This is a genomic window from Bradyrhizobium sp. USDA 4501, assembly GCF_054062115.1.
Genome location: NZ_JBSSEX010000001.1, coordinates 1,128,500 through 1,147,971 on the forward strand (window position 1 = coordinate 1,128,500; position 19,472 = coordinate 1,147,971).

The 19,472-nt window shown below is 64.9% G+C and carries 17 protein-coding genes; 10 read left to right on the forward strand and 7 right to left on the reverse strand.

The genetic code is table 11. From position 1 onward, the window contains the following. Positions 1 to 135: 135 nt before the first annotated feature. Together ACVWZM_RS05380 and ACVWZM_RS05385 are read right to left on the reverse strand one after the other, a co-directional pair. Positions 136 to 1,383: an ABC transporter substrate-binding protein gene (locus ACVWZM_RS05380; RefSeq protein WP_076827180.1), complete on the reverse strand. Its 1,248-nt coding sequence runs from the start codon at positions 1,381 to 1,383 to the stop codon at positions 136 to 138. A gap of 87 nt (positions 1,384 to 1,470) precedes the next feature. Continuing rightward, entirely contained in the window at positions 1,471 to 2,289 is an 819-nt protein-coding gene (locus ACVWZM_RS05385) for a putative hydro-lyase (RefSeq protein ID WP_168857528.1), read from the reverse strand. Between the two features lie 120 nt (positions 2,290 to 2,409). Between ACVWZM_RS05385 and ACVWZM_RS05390 the strand changes: the two genes are divergently transcribed. The 3 genes from ACVWZM_RS05390 (at position 2,410) to ACVWZM_RS05400 (ending at position 5,646) form a co-directional block, all read left to right on the forward strand. Further along, on the forward strand, positions 2,410 to 3,327 hold the full coding sequence (locus tag ACVWZM_RS05390; protein ID WP_057017643.1) for a LysR family transcriptional regulator: 918 nt from the start codon (positions 2,410 to 2,412) through the stop codon (positions 3,325 to 3,327). Between the two features lie 124 nt (positions 3,328 to 3,451). Beyond that, entirely contained in the window at positions 3,452 to 4,702 is a 1,251-nt protein-coding gene (locus tag ACVWZM_RS05395; protein WP_057017665.1) for a Zn-dependent hydrolase, read from the forward strand. A gap of 32 nt (positions 4,703 to 4,734) precedes the next feature. Then, entirely contained in the window at positions 4,735 to 5,646 is a 912-nt protein-coding gene (locus ACVWZM_RS05400; protein ID WP_076827234.1) for an NAD(P)-dependent oxidoreductase, read from the forward strand. A gap of 543 nt (positions 5,647 to 6,189) precedes the next feature. On the opposite strand, the gene ACVWZM_RS05405 is transcribed toward ACVWZM_RS05400, so the two are convergent. Both ACVWZM_RS05405 and ACVWZM_RS05410 read right to left on the reverse strand, forming a co-directional pair. Next, positions 6,190 to 7,275, reverse strand: a complete 1,086-nt coding sequence (locus tag ACVWZM_RS05405; protein ID WP_456851881.1) for an IS4 family transposase — start codon at positions 7,273 to 7,275, stop codon at positions 6,190 to 6,192. Positions 7,276 to 7,386: 111 nt separating this feature from the next. Next, positions 7,387 to 8,466 carry a tartrate dehydrogenase gene (locus ACVWZM_RS05410; RefSeq protein WP_057017663.1) on the reverse strand — a complete coding sequence of 360 codons (1,080 nt, stop codon included), beginning with the start codon at positions 8,464 to 8,466 and terminating at the stop codon, positions 7,387 to 7,389. 168 nt (positions 8,467 to 8,634) lie between these two features. Here ACVWZM_RS05410 and ACVWZM_RS05415 point away from each other — a divergent pair, with 168 nt between their 5' ends. Beyond that, positions 8,635 to 9,411, forward strand: coding sequence for an SDR family oxidoreductase (locus ACVWZM_RS05415; RefSeq protein WP_057017642.1), 777 nt, complete (start codon positions 8,635 to 8,637; stop codon positions 9,409 to 9,411). 116 nt (positions 9,412 to 9,527) lie between these two features. Here ACVWZM_RS05415 and ACVWZM_RS05420 read toward each other — a convergent pair whose 3' ends face one another. Continuing rightward, positions 9,528 to 10,382: an alpha/beta hydrolase gene (locus ACVWZM_RS05420; protein WP_076827177.1), complete on the reverse strand. Its 855-nt coding sequence runs from the start codon at positions 10,380 to 10,382 to the stop codon at positions 9,528 to 9,530. An 88-nt stretch (positions 10,383 to 10,470) separates the two neighbouring features. On the opposite strand from ACVWZM_RS05420, the gene ACVWZM_RS05425 reads away from it, so the two are divergent. Further along, the gene (locus ACVWZM_RS05425) at positions 10,471 to 11,895 is read left to right on the forward strand and encodes an amidase (RefSeq protein ID WP_076827175.1); all 1,425 of its coding nucleotides are present in this window, start codon (positions 10,471 to 10,473) and stop codon (positions 11,893 to 11,895) included. A gap of 200 nt (positions 11,896 to 12,095) precedes the next feature. Here the strand turns inward: ACVWZM_RS05425 and ACVWZM_RS05430 are convergent, their stop codons facing one another. Continuing rightward, entirely contained in the window at positions 12,096 to 12,728 is a 633-nt protein-coding gene (locus tag ACVWZM_RS05430; protein WP_076827173.1) for a TetR/AcrR family transcriptional regulator, read from the reverse strand. A 208-nt stretch (positions 12,729 to 12,936) separates the two neighbouring features. Between ACVWZM_RS05430 and ACVWZM_RS05435 the strand changes: the two genes are divergently transcribed. From ACVWZM_RS05435 to ACVWZM_RS05455, 5 genes are all read left to right on the forward strand, one after another. Then, on the forward strand, positions 12,937 to 13,143 hold the full coding sequence (locus tag ACVWZM_RS05435) for a ferredoxin (RefSeq protein ID WP_016842874.1): 207 nt from the start codon (positions 12,937 to 12,939) through the stop codon (positions 13,141 to 13,143). A gap of 74 nt (positions 13,144 to 13,217) precedes the next feature. Beyond that, on the forward strand, positions 13,218 to 14,444 hold the full coding sequence (locus tag ACVWZM_RS05440; protein ID WP_076827172.1) for a cytochrome P450: 1,227 nt from the start codon (positions 13,218 to 13,220) through the stop codon (positions 14,442 to 14,444). Positions 14,445 to 14,525: 81 nt separating this feature from the next. Further along, a complete protein-coding gene (locus tag ACVWZM_RS05445; protein WP_076827170.1) occupies positions 14,526 to 15,848 on the forward strand; it encodes an MFS transporter in 1,323 nt (440 codons plus the stop codon). Between the two features lie 12 nt (positions 15,849 to 15,860). Then, complete coding sequence (locus ACVWZM_RS05450; protein WP_076827168.1) at positions 15,861 to 16,523, forward strand: sulfite oxidase-like oxidoreductase; 663 nt, start codon at positions 15,861 to 15,863, stop codon at positions 16,521 to 16,523. 28 nt (positions 16,524 to 16,551) lie between these two features. Further along, a complete protein-coding gene (locus tag ACVWZM_RS05455) occupies positions 16,552 to 17,772 on the forward strand; it encodes a bifunctional alpha/beta hydrolase/OsmC family protein (RefSeq protein ID WP_253587430.1) in 1,221 nt (406 codons plus the stop codon). Between the two features lie 182 nt (positions 17,773 to 17,954). Here the strand turns inward: ACVWZM_RS05455 and pdxR are convergent, their stop codons facing one another. Further along, positions 17,955 to 19,439, reverse strand: a complete 1,485-nt coding sequence (pdxR, locus tag ACVWZM_RS05460; protein ID WP_456852140.1) for a MocR-like pyridoxine biosynthesis transcription factor PdxR — start codon at positions 19,437 to 19,439, stop codon at positions 17,955 to 17,957. Positions 19,440 to 19,472 lie beyond the last annotated feature (33 nt).

Below are 19,472 nucleotides of genomic sequence, written 5' to 3' on the forward strand. Positions count from 1 at the left end.
TGTCACCGCCGTCTGCCCCCTCAATAGCGTTTTCGAGCGAAGTGGATACCGGTTCGCGCTAGGAAAACGCGTCGCAACAAGAATCCAGAGCTCCGCTCCGATACGATCGGAACGGACGCTCTGGCGCCCGACCGATCAGCTGTTCATCGGCCAGATCGCCTCGGAGACGGCGGCCTGTTCCGGGAAGATCGTCACGAAGTTCTTCGCGGAGTACTGCAACAGCACCGGATCGGCGAAGTTGTTCTGCCCCATCTCGTCGAACTTGACGCGCCGCCACGGCATGATGGTCTGATCGCCCGGCATGTCGGTGGCGACCAGCGCCTCGCGGATCTTGTCGCCGTCGGTCGACTTGGCGCGGTTGATGGCGTCCGCCATCACGATCAGGCCCATGAACTGGCGCGACGAATAGTCGTTGAAGTCCTTGCCCGACTTGGCGCGGTACATCTCGTTGATGAGACCGACCATCGGCCGCTTCTGCGCCAGGTCGAGCGAGAAGCTGCCGCGCGAGATCACGCCCTCGAGCTTGTCGCCGACCGCGTCGTAGGTCGCCTTCTCGGAGAAGCCGGCGTCCTGCGCCATGATGTTCTTCGGCTTGTAGCCGAGCTCGGCCATGGTCTTCACCAGGAGGATCGCGTCGGTGGTGTAGCTCGACGGCATCAGCACGTCGGCATTCGCCGCCTTGAGCTGCTGCACCTCCGCGGTCAGCGACGGCGAGTTGGCGCGGTACTTGATGTCGGCCACGATCTTGTAGCCGCGCTCGCCGGCGAGCTTGGTCTGCGCGTTCGCCGAATCGGTGCCGAAGATGGTGTCTTCGTGGAACAGCGCCAGCGTCTCGATCTTCTGGCCCTTCTTCTTCATCGCATCGAAGAAGTCGAACATCGCGGTCGAGAACATCTCGTCATGCGGCGAGGCGCGGAAATAGTATTTCAGGCCGCGGCGATGCAGGCTCGGCGAGGAATTGTCCGCCGAGAGGAACGGAACGCCGTAGCGCTCGCAGATCTGGCTGACGGTGACGGCGACCGCGCTCTGATAGGTGCCGATCACGGCGCAGACCTTCTCCTGCGTGATCAGGCGCTCGGCTTCGGCGCGGCCCTTTTGCGGATCGGCCTGGTGGTCGGCGAACACGAGCTTGACCTTGGCGCCGCCGAGGCCGGACAGGCCCTCGCCCTTGGCGAGCGGCAATGCGAAGTCATAGTTCTTGTTGATGATGTCTGCCGCGGTCTCGAACGCGCGCTGCGCATCGACGCCGATCTGGGCGCTGGCGCCCGAGAGCGGATAGATCACGCCGATTGCCACTTCACTGGTCTGCGCGCGCGCGGCCATCGGACCGAGCGCAGCAGCGGCAGTGGCACCCAGCAACACGTTACGGCGAGAGATCGTCATCGAAATTTCCCCTTGGTCAGCTTGTTATTATCGATGTGACGCTTGTAGCGCGCAGTAAAGCCTCAATGAATTGCACGAATTGCCTATTCAGAGCACAGCGAGCTGCTTGTTCCTGAGATCGGTCACCAGCATCAGGCCCGGCGAATGCGTGATCGCGAACGGCAGCTTCGCACTTGCGATCACCGATTGCGGCGTGACGCCACAGGCCCAGAACACCGGGATCTCGTCATCGGCGACCGGTACCGCATCGCCGTAATCGGGCTTGGCGATATCCTTGATGCCGATCGCATGCGGATGGCCGAGATGGACCGGCGCGCCATGCACCGACGGGAAGCGCGAGGTGATCTGCACCGCGCGGATCGCATCCGCCGGCTTGAACGGGCGCATCGACACCACCATGGGTCCCGCGAACGGTCCCGACGGGCTGCAGGCGATATTGGTGCGGTACATTGGCACACGCAGATTGCGTTCAATGTGACGGATCGGCAGGCCCTCATCCAGCAGCGCCTCCTCGAAAGAGTAGGAGCAGCCGAGCACGAAGGTGACGAGATCGTCGCGCCAGTATTTGGTGATGTCGGTCGGCTCGTCCGCCACCTCGCCGTCGCGCCAGACCCGGTAGCGCGGCACGTCGGTGCGGATGTCGAGGTCGAGACCAAGGGCCGGAATGCGGGGATCGCCGACGTCAGACATGCCGATGATCGGGCACGGCTTCGGATTGAGCTGGCAGAAGCGGTGGAAGGCGCCGGCGAGCTTTTCCGGCAGGATCGCGAGATTGCCCTGGACGAAACCGTTGGCGAGGCCGGCTGTGGTGGCCGAGGCCACGCCGTCACGGCAGGCGCGGCGCGCTTCGACGCTCGCCAGCACTGGCTCCCCCTGAGATCGCTGCACTGCCGCAAAAACAGTCATGGGATTCTCCTGCCCATAATCTCGACAAGGACAAACCAACACCAAGCGTGATATAATGTCTAATCGTCCTTTCTAATCAAAATCGATAAAGCAGATTTATCGATCGGGAAAATGCTTCCAATGACGGACTTCCGCTCGATCGAGACATTTCTCTGGGTCGTCAAGCTCGGCAGCTTCCGCGGCGCCGCCCAGCGGCTCAACACCACCCAGCCGGCGATCTCCCAGCGCATTGCCCAGCTCGAGCGCGAAATGGGCGTCAAGCTGCTCAACCGCGACCACCGGGTGGCCTCGCCCACCCCGAGCGGGCGGCTGATGATGATCTATGCCGAGAAGCTGATCGGCCTGCGTTCGGAGATGATGGCCGAGGTCGGCGACCGTTCGGCGATGCGCGGCGCGCTGCGGCTCGGTGTCGCGGAGACTATCGTGCACACCTGGCTGCCGCGCCTCGTCAAAAGCGTCAACGAGGTCTACCCGAACCTGTCGCTGGAGATCGAGGTCGACATCACGCCCAATCTGACGCAGCGGCTGCTGGCGCAGGAGATCGAGCTCGCCTTCGTGCTTGGACCGGTCTCGGCGTCCGGCGCGCACAACCACGTGCTGTGCGATTACCCGATCGGTTTCCTGGCGAGCCCGGCGCTCGGCCTCGGCGACGGCCCGGTGGCGCGGCAGGACCTGGCGCGGTTTCCGATCATCACCTTTCCGCGCAAGACCCAGCCCTACGAGACCGTACGCGCGCTGTTCAACGCCCCCGATCTGCCGCCGATCCGGCTGCACGCCTCGACCTCGCTCGCGACCGTGATCCACATGGCCAATGAAGGGCTTGGCATCGCGGTGATCCCCGCGGCGATCGTCGAGAACGAGCTTGCCGACGGGCGCTTGCTGCTGCTCGACACCGACCTCAAGCTGCCGCCCCTCACCTTCACCGCGAGCTGGCTCGCCTCGCCCGATGCGGTCGCCATCGAGCGCGTCGCCAATCTCGCCAGGCAGATCGCGCAGACGAGCGTGGCGGTTGACGGCGCGAGAGTGGCGCGTCATTGAACGATTGCCGGATAATCGAACGTCATTCCGGGATGGTCCGAAGGACCAGACCCGGAATCTCGAGATTCCGGGTTCGATGCTGACGCATCGCCCGGAATGACGAAAATAAAAATGGACTGACGACATGAGCCGAGCCGCCACCAACCTGCAGATCGATTCCGCCCGCCTCTGGGGCACCATCCACGAAACCGCGCAGTTCGGTGCAACGCCCAAGGGCGGTGTGCGACGGCTGACCTTGAGCGCCGAAGACAAGCAGGTGCGCGACTGGTTCCGCAAGGCATGCGCGGACGCCGGCCTCGAGGTGCAGGTCGACGCACTCGGCTCGATGTTCGGGTTGAGGAAAGGACGGGACATGTCGAAGCCGCCGATCGGCGTCGGCTCACATCTCGACACCCAGCCGACCGGCGGCAAATATGACGGCGTGCTCGGCACGCTGGCGGCGCTCGAAATGGTGCGCACGCTGAACGATGCCGGGATCGAGACCGAGCTGCCGATCTGCATCTGCAACTGGACCAATGAGGAAGGCTCGCGCTTTGCGCCGGCGATGATGGCCTCGGCCGCCTATGTCGGCGATTTCACCACCGACGACATCCTGTCGCGCAAGGACGCCGAGGGCGTCACGGTGGCGCAGGCGCTGGACACGATCGGTTATCGCGGCGACGCCCCGGTCGGCCGCCAGAAGTTCACCAGCTTCGTCGAGCTGCATATCGAGCAGGGTCCGATCCTGGAGGCCGAGAACAAGACCATCGGCGTGGTCGATTCCGGCCAGGGCGTGTTGTGGTACGACGGCAAGATCACCGGCTTCGAGAGCCACGCCGGCTCGACCCCGATGCCGCTGCGCCGCGATGCGCTGGCGACGCTGTCCGAGATCGTTCTGGCGATGGAGAGCATCGCGAAGAAGCACGGCCCGAAGGCGGTCGGCACCATCGGCGAGGCCGTGATCGCCGCGCCCTCGCGCAACGTCATCCCCGGCGAGATCACCTTCACGGTGGATTGCCGCAGCGCCGACGCTGGGATCATGGATGCGCTGGATCGCGACCTGCGTGCCGCTGTGAGCGAGATCGCAGCAAAGCGCAAGGTCGAGGTGCAGCTTGATCTCGTCTGGCGCAAGGCGCCGACGCACTTCGATCCGAAGCTGGTCGACGCGGTCGAGAACGCCGCCAAGCAGCTTGGCTATTCGCACCGCCGCATCACCTCGGGCGCCGGCCACGACGCCTGCAACCTCAACACGGTGATGCCGGCAGCAATGGTGTTCGTGCCCTGCAAGGACGGCATCAGCCATAATGAGCTGGAAGATGCCAAGCAGACAGATTGCGCCGCCGGCGCCAACGTCCTGATGCATACGGTGCTGGCGCTCGCCGGCGTCGCGTCCTGATCATCATTTCTCCTCATCGGATGGAGGCTTTCGTGCGCGCAGTGTTTGTCGACGCCAATGAATCGCTTGCTGTCATCACGGAACGACTGGAAAAGCCCGGCGATCCCAGGATGCGGATCAACCGCAACCCGGACATCAAGTCCGAGGACTATCCGGCGGTGCTCGACGGCGCCGAGATTGCGGTGGTCGACCACACCGCGCTGCCGACCGATGTTGCGAAGAAGTGCGCCGGCCTGAAGCACGTCGTGTTCCTCGGCACCGGCGCGCGCAGCTACATGAACCCGGAAGAGCTTGCCGAGCTCGGTATCTCCGTGCACCTGATCAAGGGCTATGGCGACACCGCGGTCGCGGAGTCAGCGATCGCGCTGATGTGGTCGTCGGCGCGCGTGATCGCGCAGATGGACCGCGAGATGCGCGCCGGCAACTGGCTGCGAGAGGACGGCATGCAGCTCACCGGCAAGACACTCGGCCTGGTCGGCTTCGGCGGCATCGCCGCCGAGGTCGCCCGCATCGCACTCGGCAGCGGCATGAAGGTGATCGCCTGGAACCGGTCGGCCAAGAGCCATCCGGGTGTCGAATTCGTCGATCTCGACACCGTGCTGGCGAGCAGCGACGTGGTTTCGATCCACCTGCTGCTGAATGACGAGACCCGCGGCCTGATCACGCGCGACAAGATCGCGAAGATGAAAAAGGGTGTGGTGCTGATCAACACCGCGCGCGGCGCGATCGTCGACGAGCTGGCGATGATCGATGCGCTCAATTCGGGCCACATCCGCCACGCCGGCCTCGACGTCTACAACATCGAGCCGCTGCCGAAGGATCACCCGCTGACCAGGATCCCGAACGTGACGCTGTCGGCGCACTCCGCCTTCCGCACGCCCGAGGCGAGCGAGAATTTGATCCACGCGGCGTGGGAGCACTGCCGAAGGATCGTGAAGGGGTAATTTCACCGTCGTCCCGGCCAAGCCAACGGGTCGGCGCAAAGCGCCGCCCGATGACAAGCTCCGCGCGAGCCGGGACCCATAACCATCACTGCCCATTGTCACGAAGGCTGGGGGCACAGCGAGCCCCAACAACGAGACCCTGTGGTTATGGGTCCCTGCTTTCGCATGGACGACAGTGGCCGTAGGGTGGCTAACCCGCCCTACGCAGATTGCGAAGCAATCAATAACGACGTCGTCCTGGACAAGCGAGCGTAGCGAGCGCGATCCAAGACCCATTACCACCGGCCTGCGTCATCGCGCAGGGCGGTGGTCAGACCCAGCAACACAACAAGCACTCGGGGTAATGGGTCCTGGCTTTCGCCCATAGGCGCTAAGATAGTTTGATCATAGTCTGATAGTGGCGCTTATGTCTGGGTGGCTCGCGTAGATGTCGCCGGAGAGCGTGACTGGCTCTGCAGAGTAGAGCGATTGCGGGCTGTGGAATGATCGCTTGCCGTAGCGAAGCGACGAGCTGGCGCAGCAGACGCCACGTCACTGGGTGGGTCAGGCGGCGTCGGGCAAGCGGGGAGAGTCTTCGAGTTCGTCGACGAGCGGCTCGAGCAATAGAATGATCAGCAGATGAGCGAGGATATGGGGTCTGGCGGACCGCTCGTCGGTTCCGGGAGGTCCCTTCAGGCCAATCAGGCTTTTCAGCCGCTTGAAGCCGAGCTCAATGCGCCATCGCAGCCGATAGAGGGCGAGGATATCTGCAGTCGTGAAGTCCTCTGGCCTGAGTGAGGTCACCAGGATCACCCAATCTGCGGCGTCAAGTGTTTGCCTGGAGAGCTGATGACCTCCCTTTTGTGCAGTCCGGCGCGCCTTGCGTCGCGCAGCCGCAGCAGCTTGCGCCGGCTTCTTCGCGGCAACCAGACGCACTGCGAGCGGCGGCGCACCTGACTTGCGCTTTATCCAAATCGGCCGATCGATCAGGCCACGCGCCGAGGCGTTGCGCAGTTCGGCAGTGAGGTCAACAAGATTACCTTCGGCATCGAGCCAGCGCGCGCTCTTCCAGCCGGCCCGGATCACGAAGTCTGCATCGGCATCGACGAGATGCGCCATGCGCTCCGGTTGCAGATAGGCGCGATCGGCAAGACGGATCTCACCGGCAACCGCCGGTATCCGATCCAGCGTCTCGCCCGCTCGCTGATCGGTCAGCTCGAAGTGACCAAAGCGCTCCTGCGGAAGATCGAACGCGCTATGGATACGCCACACTGCGTTCTTGTTCCTGCCGCTCGTCCCAGCCTTGGGGACCGTCGTGGCGTCAACAATACGGATCAGACGACCGCGGCTCGCCTTCGGCGCCGCGTCGGCAAGCGCCTGCTCGACCAAGATTGCCAGCCAATCTCCGCACTGACGTAAGCGATACAACAGAGCCACGTTGGAGATATCGACAAGCCCAACCGACGTGGCCCATGCCGCCGTCAACCGCAGCCCTTTCTCACCAAGGCAATAAGCCAAGATCAGGCGCAGCAAGTCGACCGCATTGCTGATCTCCCGCGGACGGACAAACGCCTTCGTCTTGCGCGCGCTAATGTTCAGAGCCTCGGCTCCGCCAAGTCGGGCGACAACGCGCGCCCAATCTTTGTTCACAAGCGATTCGTGTGCCATTCCATCTTGGAATCACAAACGAATCCAAGGCGCAAATCCTATTTTAGCGCCTATGGGCTTTCGCCAGGACGACCCCGTTCTTGACGGCGCAGCCTAATCCACCATCTCCGCGACGGCCTTGCCGCATGCCGTGGTGTCGGCATTGCCGCCGAGATCGCGCGTGCGCAGCGTGCGTTCGCCGAGCGTGCGCTCGATCGCGCCGACGATCGCAGCCGCCGCCTGCTTCTCGCCGAGATGCTCCAGCATCATCGCGCCCGACCAGATCATGCCGATCGGGTTGGCAATGCCCTGCCCGGCGATGTCAGGCGCCGAGCCATGGACCGGCTCGAACACCGAGGGGAAGTCGCCTTCCGGATTGATGTTGCCCGACGGCGCGATGCCGATCGTGCCGGTGCAGGCCGGGCCGAGATCGGAAAGGATGTCCCCGAACAGGTTGGAGCCGACCACGACGTCGAACCAGTCCGGATGCAGCACGAAGTTCGCGGTCAGGATGTCGATGTGGTATTTGTCCCACTTCACGCCGGGATATTTCTTGGCCATCGCCTCCACGCGCTCGTCCCAATAGGGCATGGTGATGGAGATGCCGTTCGACTTGGTCGCCGAGGTCAGATGCTTCTTCGGCCGCGACTGCGCCAGATCGAACGCAAATTTCAGGATGCGGTCGACGCCGGTGCGGGTCATCACGGTTTGCTGGGTGACGAATTCGCGGTCGGTGTCCGGGAACATGCGGCCGCCGACGGACGAGTATTCGCCCTCGGTGTTCTCGCGCACCACCCAGAAATCGATGTCGCCGGGCTTGCGGTTCGCCAGCGGCGACGGCACGCCGGGCATCAGCCGCACCGGGCGCAAATTGACGTACTGGTCGAACTCGCGGCGGAATTTTATGAGCGATCCCCACAACGAGATATGGTCGGGTATTTTCGCCGGCCAGCCGACCGCGCCGAAATAGATCGCATCATGCTTGCCGATCTGGTTCTTCCAGTCGGCCGGCATCATCTCGCCGTGCTTCTCGTAATAGTCGTAGGAAGCGAAGTCGAAATGGTCGAACTTCACGTCGACGCCGTGCTTCTTGGCCGCCGCCTCGATGACGCGCAGGCCCTCCGGCATCACTTCCTTGCCGATGCCGTCGCCGGGAATGACCGCAATCCGATACTGCTTCTTTGCGCTGCTCATCGAGAACACCCTTGTGATTTGCCCGGCCGGCAATGCCGCCTATTCTCATGGTCCTGCAATGGACCAAACTTTGCGCGAGCGCAACGCTGCAGTGCAGTGTTGACCGCGGCGCGACCCTGCCCCACCAAATTCGCCGACACCCACTCCTCATACCAAGCGAGACATCCCATGGATCTGCATCTGCGCGGCAAGCGTGTCCTGATCACCGGCGCCTCCAAGGGCATTGGCGCGGCCGCCGCCGAAGCCTTTGCCGAGGAAGGCGCCAACCTCCTGCTCGCCGCCCGCAACGGCGACCAGCTCAAGGCGCTCGCCGAGCGGCTGCGCTCCGCGCACCAGATATCTGCCGCGACCAGCGTGGTGGATCTGCGCAAGTCCGAGGATCTCGCGCGCCTCGCCGGGGAGGCCGCCGACATCGATATCCTTGTCAACAATGCTGGCGATATCCCCGGCGGCTCGATCGACAAGATCGACGAGGCGACCTGGCGGCATGCGTGGGAGCTCAAGGTGTTCGGTTACGTCAATCTGACGCGCGCGATCTACGCCCAGATGAAGGCGCGCGGCGGAGGCGTGATCGTCAATGACATCGGCGCGGCCGGCGAGAAGTTCGACGCCAATTACATCTGCGGCAGCGCCGGCAATGCCGCGCTGATGGCGTTCACCCGCGCGCTCGGCGGCAAGAGCCTCGCCGACAATATCCGCGTCGTCGGCATCAATCCCGGCCCGGTCGGGACCGACCGCCACGTCACGCTGCTCAAGACCCGCGCCAAGAACCAGTTCGGCGACGAGAACCGCTACAAGGAATTCCAGAAGGGCCTGCCGCTCGGCCGGCCCGCACATGCACGCGAGATCGGCGACCTGATGGCGTTCCTCGCCTCCGACCGCGCGGGCTATACGTCGGGCGTGATCTACACGGTGGATGGCGGGCTGACGTCGGGATGGGGTTAGAAATCGCCCCTCCGCTTGTACCGCCGTCATCCTGAGGAGCCGCGCGTAGCGCGGCGTCTCGAAGGATGGGCCACGGGCTGCGCCATCCTTCGAGGCTCGCCGAAGAGGCTCGCACCTCAGGACGACGCCGTCCGCTCGAACAGCTGCCGGATCAGCGTCGTGATGCGGCCCTGCGGCGCCAGCATCTGGTTCATGATAGAGAAATGATCGGCGCCGGCGATCTCCTCATAGGTCACCGGCAAGCCGTAGCGGGCGCGATGGCCGGCGAAATCGGCGGTCTGCTTGCGCAGCAGCGGCAATTCGGCGCTGCCGACTACCAGCGACAGCGGCTTTGCCGTGCCGCCCTCCGCCATCATCGGCGAGTTGCGCCGCGACGCCGCTTCGTCGAGCCTCAGCTTTTCGTTGAGGTAGGAATGCCTGATCGGCTCGAGGTCGTAGATTCCCGAGATCGCCATGCCGGCCCGGACATGGCCGTTCGACAGCGCCATCGATGTCAGATGTCCGCCGGCCGACCAGCCCGACACCACGATGCCCTCGGCAGCGGCCCCGAGCGCGGGCAACTGCCCGGCCAGAAAGTCGATGCCGGCATGGATCTCGGCGACGATGTCGTCGAGCGTCGCATCCGGCGCCAGCGTATAGCCGATCAGCGCGACATTGATGCCGTGGACCATCGGCCCCTCGGCGAAGGTCGTGAACACTTCCTTGGCACGGGTCTGCCAATAGCCGCCGTGGATGAACAGCAGCGTCGGCGCGCCGTCGCGAACTTTCACGAAGTCGATCCGGTTGCGCTCGCGCGAGCCGTATCTGAGGTCGAGACGGCCGGCGTGCTTTTGCCGCAGTGCCGCCGAGCGTTGCTCCCAGCCGGCGGCGATCTCGGCGCTGCCCTTGACGGCAACGCCGTTGTTCAAGCCGAGGTCACGCTCCTGCTGGCTCATCGCGCGCCAGTCCAGCGCGGAAAACAACGCTGCCATCCCTGTCCCTTCGGTTCTCGTCGCATTGCCACGACGGCAGGAAATGTTCTACAGCACAAGCAAACAGAAGGCATAGGAGCAACGGCGCATGGCTGATCAGGGCTTGGTGAAGGAAACGGCGTGTGCCGTCGTCGAGAAGCTGAAGGCCGGTGACGTTACGCCGCTCGATCTGCTCGACGTGCTGGAGACGCGCATCGCCGAGGTGGACGGCAAGGTCAACGCGCTGCCGACGCTCTGCTTCGACCGCGCCCGCACCCACGCCAAGGCCCTGATGCAGAAACCGGCCAGTGAGCGCGGCCTGCTCGCAGGCCTTCCGGTTCCGATCAAGGACCTCACCGCCGTCTCCGGCGTGCTGACCACGCTGGGCTCTCCGATCTTCAAGGACAACGTCCCGGCGAAGTCGGACATCCTGGTCGAGCACCTCGAACAGAATGGCGGCGTGATCTACGCCAAGTCGAACACGCCGGAATTCGGCGCCGGCGCCAACACCTTCAATGAGGTGTTCGGCCCGACCCGCAATCCCTGGGACACATCGCGCTCGGCCGCTGGCTCCTCCGGCGGCGCCGCGGCGGCACTTGCGAGCGGCACCGCGTGGCTGGCGCACGGCTCCGACATGGGCGGCAGCCTGCGCAATCCGGCGAGCTTCTGCGGCATCGTCGGCCTCCGGCCGTCGATCGGCCGCGTCGCGCAGACGCCGAAATTCGGCGTCGACCGCACGCTCGGCCAGCAGGGACCGATGGCACGCAATGTCGAGGACCTCGCGCTGCTGCTCGACGCGATGAGCGGCGAGCATGCCGCCGATCCGCTGTCGCTGCCCGCACTGCCGACGTCGTTCCTGTCGGCGGCGCGGTCAGGCAGCAGGCCGAAGCGCATCGCCTATTCGCCCGATCTCGGCATCACGCCGGTCGATCCCGAGGTCAAGGCGGTGACCCGCAAGGCGGCGGAGCGGTTCGCGGCAGCCGGTGCGATCGTCGAGGAGGCGCATCCCGATTTCAGCGAAGCCCATGAATGCTTCCACGTGCTGCGCGCGTTCGATTTCGCAATCAGCAAGGCCGAACTGCTGCGCACCAAACGCGATCTGCTGAAGCCCGAGGTGATCTGGAACATCGAGGAAGGGTTGAAGCTCACGGTCGAGAAGCTCGAACGCGCCGAGGCGCAGCGCGTCGCGATGACGGCGCGTACGCTCGAATTCTTCGACAAGTACGACCTGCTGCTGGCGCCCGCGACCATCGTGGCGCCGTTTCCGGTCGAGAACCGCTATGTCGCGGAGTGCGACGGCAAGAAGTTCGACAACTACGTCGAATGGCTCGGCATCGTCTACGCGATCACGCTGGCCTGCTGCCCGGCGCTGTCGCTGCCCTGCGGCTTCACCGCCTCGGGCCTGCCGGTCGGCCTGCAGATGGTCGCAAAGCCGCGCGCCGAGGCGCAGCTTCTGGCCGGCGCGAAAGTGCTGGAGGACATTCTGGGCGTGCGCGGCACCACCCCGATCGATCCGCAGCCGCCGCGATCCTGACCCTTATGGTGGAGAGGCGGGCGATACCCTCCACTTCGTCATTGCGAGCGAAGCGAAGCAATCTGTCACCGAGCGCGCAGAACGATGGATTGCTTCGTCGTTTCAGCGCAAAATTGCTCTGCAATTTTGTCGCGAGCTCCTCGCAATCCCGGGGCTATCTATCTCTATGGGACGAAGGGATAGGCTGCAGACGATCTGCCCTACGCCTTATCCTCCGTCGCCTGCAGCGCCACAGTGAGTGCCGCCTTGGTCTGCTCGACGATTTCGTCCAGCAACTCCTCGCGGCTGATCTGCGCGGACTCGCCGGTCAGCAGTCCCTGCTCGGCGAGCATCACGATGCCGTGCAGCCCGGCCCAGATCTTCAGCGCCTGCCGCTCGCGCAGCAGGCCGACCGCGGGCGCCTCGAACGACTCGATCAGCAGTGCCAGCGTTTCCATCGCCGCGGTGTGCAGCTCGCTGCCCTTGGGCGCGCAGGCCATGGTGCGCGACGCGAACATCAGCCGGTAGATGCCGTGGCGCTCGAGCCCGAAGGCGAGCGCGGCCTGGGCAAAGCGCGACAGCTTCGAGCCCTTGCTCGACTGCTCGATCGCCTCGCGCATGATCACGTTGAACTGCCGGAATGCTTCCGCGGTCACCGCCTCCAGCAGCGCCTCGCGGTCGGCGAAATGCCGGTACGGCGCCGGCTGCGAGACGCCGAGCTGCTTGGCCAGCGCCTTGATGCTGATCGCCTCGGGACCACCGAGCTCGACCTCGCGTAACGCGGCCTGGATCAGGGCTTCGCGGAGGTCGCCATGGTGGTAGGTTTTGAACGGCTTACGAACGATTTGTCCCATTGCGGCAATGATCGCTGAATTTTCGCTTGACGCGCAAGCGCGACGATAATGTAATATACTATAACTTGGCGATCCGGTTAAGAGGGCCGGCCGCCCAAGCAAGCCAAGAGCTTGCCTAAACAAGAACTTGCCTAAACAAGGCTTGCATAAACCGGAATGAGGAACCCGGCGCAACCCACAATGCGCCAGAGCCGAGGGAGGTGCTTGCATGTCCAAGCTCAGAATCCGCGTCGACCAGGACAAGTGCCAGGGTCACGCCCGCTGCAAATCACTCGCCCCCGAACTGTTCGAGCTCGACGAATACGGCAACGCCCATGAGGTCGGCGACGGGACGGTCCCGGCCGGGCTCGAGGACAAGGCCTGGCTCGCGCAGACCAATTGCCCGGAAATCGCGATCGAAGTCACCGAGGAATGACGGCCAGCCGGGGACGGCCGTGCGCCGCCCGTTGAGCCAACCAGCGTTTGATCGAACGAGAAGGAAACGAGCTGATGTCCGATTCCCCGTCCGCAAGCTATCTGCCCGAACATCCCCCGGTCTCCGACTGGGTCCATGATTTCGACCATACCGATCCGGTCTGGACCGACGACCCGTTCCCGATCTGGGAGACGCTGCGCGCGGCTTCGCCCGTCGTGCATACCGAGCGCTTCCTCGGCTGCTACATGCCGACCACCTATCAGGCGGTGAAGGAGATCGCCTACGACACCGAGCACTTCTCCTCGCGCCGCGTCATCGTGCGCGACATCCGCCCCGAGATCACCGCTCGCGCGCCGCCGATCACCTCCGATCCGCCGGAGCACAAGCCCGCCAAGCAGGTGCTGCTGCCGCCGTTCACGCCGGACGCGATGAAGCGGCTGGAGCCGCGGGTGCGCGCGATCTGCAACGAGCTGATCGACGAATTCATCGCCGATGGCCATTGCGACGCCGCCGCGCGCTACACCAAGCACATCCCGGTGCGCGCCATCGCCCATATGCTGGGAATTCCCGAGAAGGACGGCGACCTGTTCATCAAATGGATCCACCAGATCCTCGAGCTCGGCATCAAGAACGAAGACGAGCTGATGAACGGCGTGCGCGAGATGACCGGCTACTTCGTGGCCCATCTCGAGCAGCGCAAGCTCGAGCCGGGCGACGATCTGATCTCGCAGCTGCTGCGGGCCAAGGGCCCCGGCGGCCAGCGGCTCACCGACGAGCATGTGCTCGGCTCGCTGCGGCTGCTCTTGATCGCCGGCATCGACACCACCTGGAGCGCGATCGGCTCCTCGCTCTGGCACCTCGCCAAGACGCCGGCCGATCGCGAGCGCCTGATTACGGAGCCGGCGCTGATCCCGACCGCGATCGAGGAATTCCTGCGCGCGTATTCGCCGGTGACGATGGCGCGCGAGGTGATGAAGGAGACCACGATCTCCGGCTGCCCTGTGAAGGCAGGCAACATGGTGCTGCTGTCCTTCCCCGCCGCCAATCGCGATCCCGCCATGTTCCCCGATGCCGACAAGGTGGTGATCGATCGCAAGGAGAACCGCCACGCCGCCTTCGGCCTCGGCATCCACCGCTGCGTCGGTTCCAACCTTGCGCGGATGGAGATGCAGGTCGCGATCGAGGAATGGCTGAAGCGAATCCCTGATTTCCGGCTCGATCCGGCCGGCAAGGTCACCTGGTCGGAAGGCACGGTCCGCGGCCCGCGTCAACTGCCCGTTCTGTTCGGCAACAACGCCTGAGGAACCCGACAGCGGTTACATCGCGTCACCCAATGAGGTAGCTTGCCCCGGAATCGAACCGACGAGTCCGGGAGCAATGCAATGACCGAACAAACCGCTCAGCCCGCGAGCGATCATCTCGACATCCACGATGTCGAGCGGCGGGTGAAGGCGATCTTCATCGGCTCGGTCGGCAATCTCGTCGAGTGGTACGATTTTTACGCTTACACGGCGTTTGCGCTGTATTTCGCGCCGGCGTTCTTCCCGCACAGCGACCCGGTGGTGCAGCAGCTCAATGCGGCCGTGCTGTTTGCCGCGACCTTCCTCATGCGCCCGCTCGGCGGCTGGCTGTTCGGCTTCATCGCCGACCGCTATGGCCGGCGGCTGTCATTAACCCTCTCGGTGGTCTGCATGTGCTTCGGCTCGCTGATCATCGCGGTGACGCCGACCTATGCCTCGATCGGCATCGCGGCCCCGGCGATCCTGGCGCTGGCCCGCGTGATCGAGGGCCTGAGCCTCGGCGGCGAATATGGCGCCAGCGCCACCTATCTCAGCGAGGTCGCCGATCCCAAGCACCGCGGCTTCTATTCCAGTTTCCAGTACGTCACGCTGATCGGCGGCCAGCTCACCGCGATCATCGTGCTGCTGTTGCTGCAAAAGGTGTTCCTGACGCCCGACGAGCTGAAGGCCTGGGGCTGGCGGATTCCGTTCGTGATCGGCGCCATGCTCGCGATCGTCGCGGCGGTGATGCGCCGCAGCCTGCATGAGACCGAGGCCTTCGAGGAGGCCAAGAAGGTTTCCAAACCGACCGGCTCGATCGTCGGCTTGTTGAACTATCCGCGCGAATTGCTGCTGGTGGTCGGCCTCACCGCCGGCGGCACCGCGGCGTTCTATACCTTCACCACCTACATGCAGACCTTCGTGAAGCTGTCGGTCGGCCTCACCGAGGACCAGACCACCTTCGTGATCTTCGGCTCGCTGATCTTCGCGACCATCCTGCAACCGATCTATGGCGGACTCTCCGATAAGATCGGCCGCAAGCCGCTGCTGATCTTCTTCGGCATCGCCGGCACGCTCGGCACGATCCCGATCCTGACCGCGCTGAAGGATACCAAGTCGCCGTTCATGGCCTTCCTTCTGATCTGCGGCGCCTGGATCTTCGTCGCCGGCTACACCTCGATCAACGCGATCGTGAAGGCCGAGCTGTTTCCAACCAACGTCCGCGCGCTCGGCGTCGGCCTGCCCTACGCCATCACGGTGTCGATCTTCGGCGGCACCGCGCCGGCGGTCGCGCTCTATTTCAAGAGCATCGGGCATGAGGACTGGTTCTACTACTATCTCAGCGGCATGATTTTCCTGTCGCTGCTGATCTACTCGACGATGCGCGATACCAAGCGCGACTCCGCGATGCACCGCCACGAATGATCGCACGACGCCATGACCGACGATAACGAACCGCCCGAGAGCAAACTGACGCGCAGCAAGCAGCGCTGGGCACGCGAAGGCAAATTCCTCACCGGCAAGGTCACCCGGCCGGAGGAGCAGCGCCTGCCGCCGGGCCAGCATCTGACGGCGGATTGGCCGGTGCTCGATCTCGGGCTGATGCCGAACATCTCCCAGGAGCGCTGGCGGCTCGACGTCTACGGCGCGGTCGAGCAGACCATCTACTGGACCTGGCAGCAGTTCATGGCGCAGCCGCAAACGCAATTCGTCTCCGACATCCACTGCGTCACGACCTGGTCGCGCTACGACAACCAGTGGGAAGGGCTCGCCACAAGCGACCTGCTCGCCGCCTGCCAGCCGCGCGAGGACGCGCGCTTCGTCGCGCTGCATTCCTATGACGGCTATACGACGAATCTGCCGATCGAGGACTTTGCCGCCGAGGACGCGCTGCTCGCCCATAGCTGGTCGGGCAAGCCGCTGGAGCAGGAGCATGGCGGCCCGGTGCGGTTCGTGGTGCCGCATCTGTATTTCTGGAAGAGCGCGAAGTGGCTGCAGCGCATCGAATTCCTCACCGAGGACGCGCCCGGCTTCTGGGAGGTCCGTGGCTATCACAATCGCGGTGATCCCTGGGCCGAACAGCGCTATTCTGGCGACTGACACACCAACAAGATGATGGAGCCTGCCCGTGCCGCACGAACGCTTTCAATTCACCGGTGTTGGCGGCCATCAGCTGGCCGCCGCGCTTGACACGCCCGACGGGCCGATCAAGGCCTATGCGCTGTTCGCGCACTGCTTCACCTGCGGCAAGGACGTGCTGGCCGCAAAGCGCATCGCGGTCGCGCTCGCGGCCAAGGGCATCGCCACGCTGCGCTTCGACTTCACCGGCCTCGGCTCCAGCGAGGGCGAGTTCGCCAACTCGACCTTCTCGTCGAACGTCGCCGATCTCGTCCGCGCCGCCGACCATCTGCGCGAGATGCGCACAGCACCCGCGATCCTGATCGGCCACAGCCTGGGCGGCGCCGCGATCCTCGCCGCCGCGGGTCAAATCCCCGAGGCCAAGGCGGTCGCGACCATCGCCGCGCCGTCAGATCCCGTCCATGTCACGCATTTCTTCAGAGACCGGATCGAGGACATTCGCACGCAGGGCGAAGGCGAAGTCTCGCTCGCGGGCCGCCCGTTCCGCATCAAGCGCGAATTCCTCGACGACGTCGCCGAGCAGAAGTTGATGGCGCAGGTGAAGCAGCTGCACAAGGCGCTGCTGATCATGCATTCGCCGACCGACGACACCGTCGGCATCGACAACGCCACGCACATCTTCAGCGCCGCCAGGCACCCCAAGAGCTTCGTCTCGCTGGCCGAGGCCGACCATCTCTTGAGCGGCAAACAGGATGCCGACTATGTCGCCGACGTGATCGGCGCCTGGGCCGAACGCTACATCGATATCGCGCCGCAGCCGGCGGCGGATACCGGCACTGCGCCGCGCAACGTCGTGGTGCAGGAGACCCGCGCCGGCAAGTTTCAGCAGATCATCACGGCAGGCCCGCATCGCATGCTGGCCGACGAGCCGATCGCCGTCGGCGGTCAGGATTCCGGCCCCGGGCCGTACGACTTCGTGCTGGCCGGGCTAGGCGCCTGCACCTCGATGACGATGCGGATGTATGCCGACCGCAAGTCGCTGCCGCTCGGTCGCGTCACCGTAACGCTGACGCACAGCAAGATCTACGCGAAGGATTGCGAGGAGTGCGAGACGCGCGAAGGCATGCTCGACCAGATCGACCGCGTCATCAGGATCGAGGGCGACCTCGACGCCGACCAGCGCAAGCGGCTGATGGAGATCGCCGACAAGTGCCCGGTGCACAAGACGCTGACGTCGGAGGTGCGGATCGTCACCAAGGCCGCGGAGTAAGCCTGCGACACAGCGAGACGGGTCGTGCCGTAGCAGCATCTGGGCGGCGTCCCTCTCCCGCACGAGGGCCGTCGCAGGGGCGTGCTAAAAAATATCGAAAACAACCCCATGCAAAGGTGCCGGCGGCCGCCGGCGCTCGACAAGGCAACTTGACACGTCGGGCAACTCAGGGATATCTTCCATTATTCCGAAATCGTGCGAGCGTCCCTTTGCCCGCGCGCCGCGCGCTTGCCGGTCAGGCAGTTCGCCATGATCCGCACCGCGGCGCCGATCTCGTTCTCGCGCCAGGCGGCGAAGCCGAGCAACAGGCCGTGGTCGCGCGGCCGCTCCAGCGCGAGGCTCGACAGTGCGCGCACCTCGACGCCGGCGACCACCAGGCGCGTCACAGCATCCCGGTCCGCACGGCCATCCTTGAAACGGGCAATCAGCTGCATGCCGCCCGGCGGCACCTCGGCGGTGAGCACCTCGCCGAGCTGCCGCGCCAGCGCCGCCGCGAGGTGATCGCGGCGCGCGCGATAGATCCGCCGCATCCGCCTGACATGCGCCAGGAAATACCCGTCGGCCATGAAGCCGGCCAGCGCCTCCTGGACATGCACGGAGGCGATCAGCCCGAGATGGCGCTGCGCGATCTCCATCGTCCGCGCCAGTGATGGCGGCACCACCAGATAGCCGATGCGGATATCGGCGGTCATCGCCTTGGCGAAGGTGCCAAGATAGAGCACGCGTCCCTCGCGATCGAGCCCCTGCAGCGCCGGCATCGGGCGACTGTCATAGTGAAACTCGCCGTCGTAATCGTCCTCGACGATCCAGGTCTTGCCGGGCTCGGCAGAAGCCAACAGCTCGGTGCGGCGCGCGACCGGCATCACGCGCCCTGTGGGGTGCTGATGCGAGGGCGTGGTGAAGATCAGCTTCGGCGCGCGCGTCGCGCGCGTCCGCATCATGCCCCATTGATCGAGGCTGACACCGACGACGTTTGCACCGGTGGCACGAAACGCCGCCGCCGCACCGGGATAGCCGGGATCCTCGGTCCACACCGCATCGCCGGCGACGATGGTGGTCGCGGCGATCAGCGTCAGCGCCGCCTGCGCCGTCGGCAGCACCAGGATCTGATCGGCCTCGGCGCGCACGCCGCGGCTGACTTCGAGATAATCGCGCAAGGCCTCGCGCAGGCTCGGCCGGTTGACCACGGTCTGGTCATTGAAGCGGCGGCGCAATGCGCTGCGACGCAGGCAGCGCGCCCAGATCTCGTGCGGAAACTCCCGTGCATCCGCAAGCCCGGGACGCAGCGGCCGGAAATCGGCCTGGTAGGACAGCGGCCAATCCGTATCGGAGAGCTGCAACGCCCAAGGCGACAGCAGCGGCTTGCGGGCGGCATCACGGCGTGGCGCGGGCAGAGCCTTGGCGAAGCGCGCCTCGATATCGTCGGTCACAACCGGCCGCCGCCGCGCCGCGACCCGCAGATACCCTTCGGCGACGAGCTGCTCATAGGCATGCGTCACGGTGTTGCGCGCCACGTCGAGCTCGGCCGCAAGGCTGCGGCTCGATGGCAGCATGGCGCCGCTCCTGATCCGGCCGCTCGCCATCAGCGCGCGCAGCTGCTGGGTCAACTGCGCGGCCAGCCCGGCATCGTCCGATCGCTTCAGCGCGAGCAATTCGGCGAGGATCAATCTGGCTCCACTATTCTACCAAATCTGGCTCTT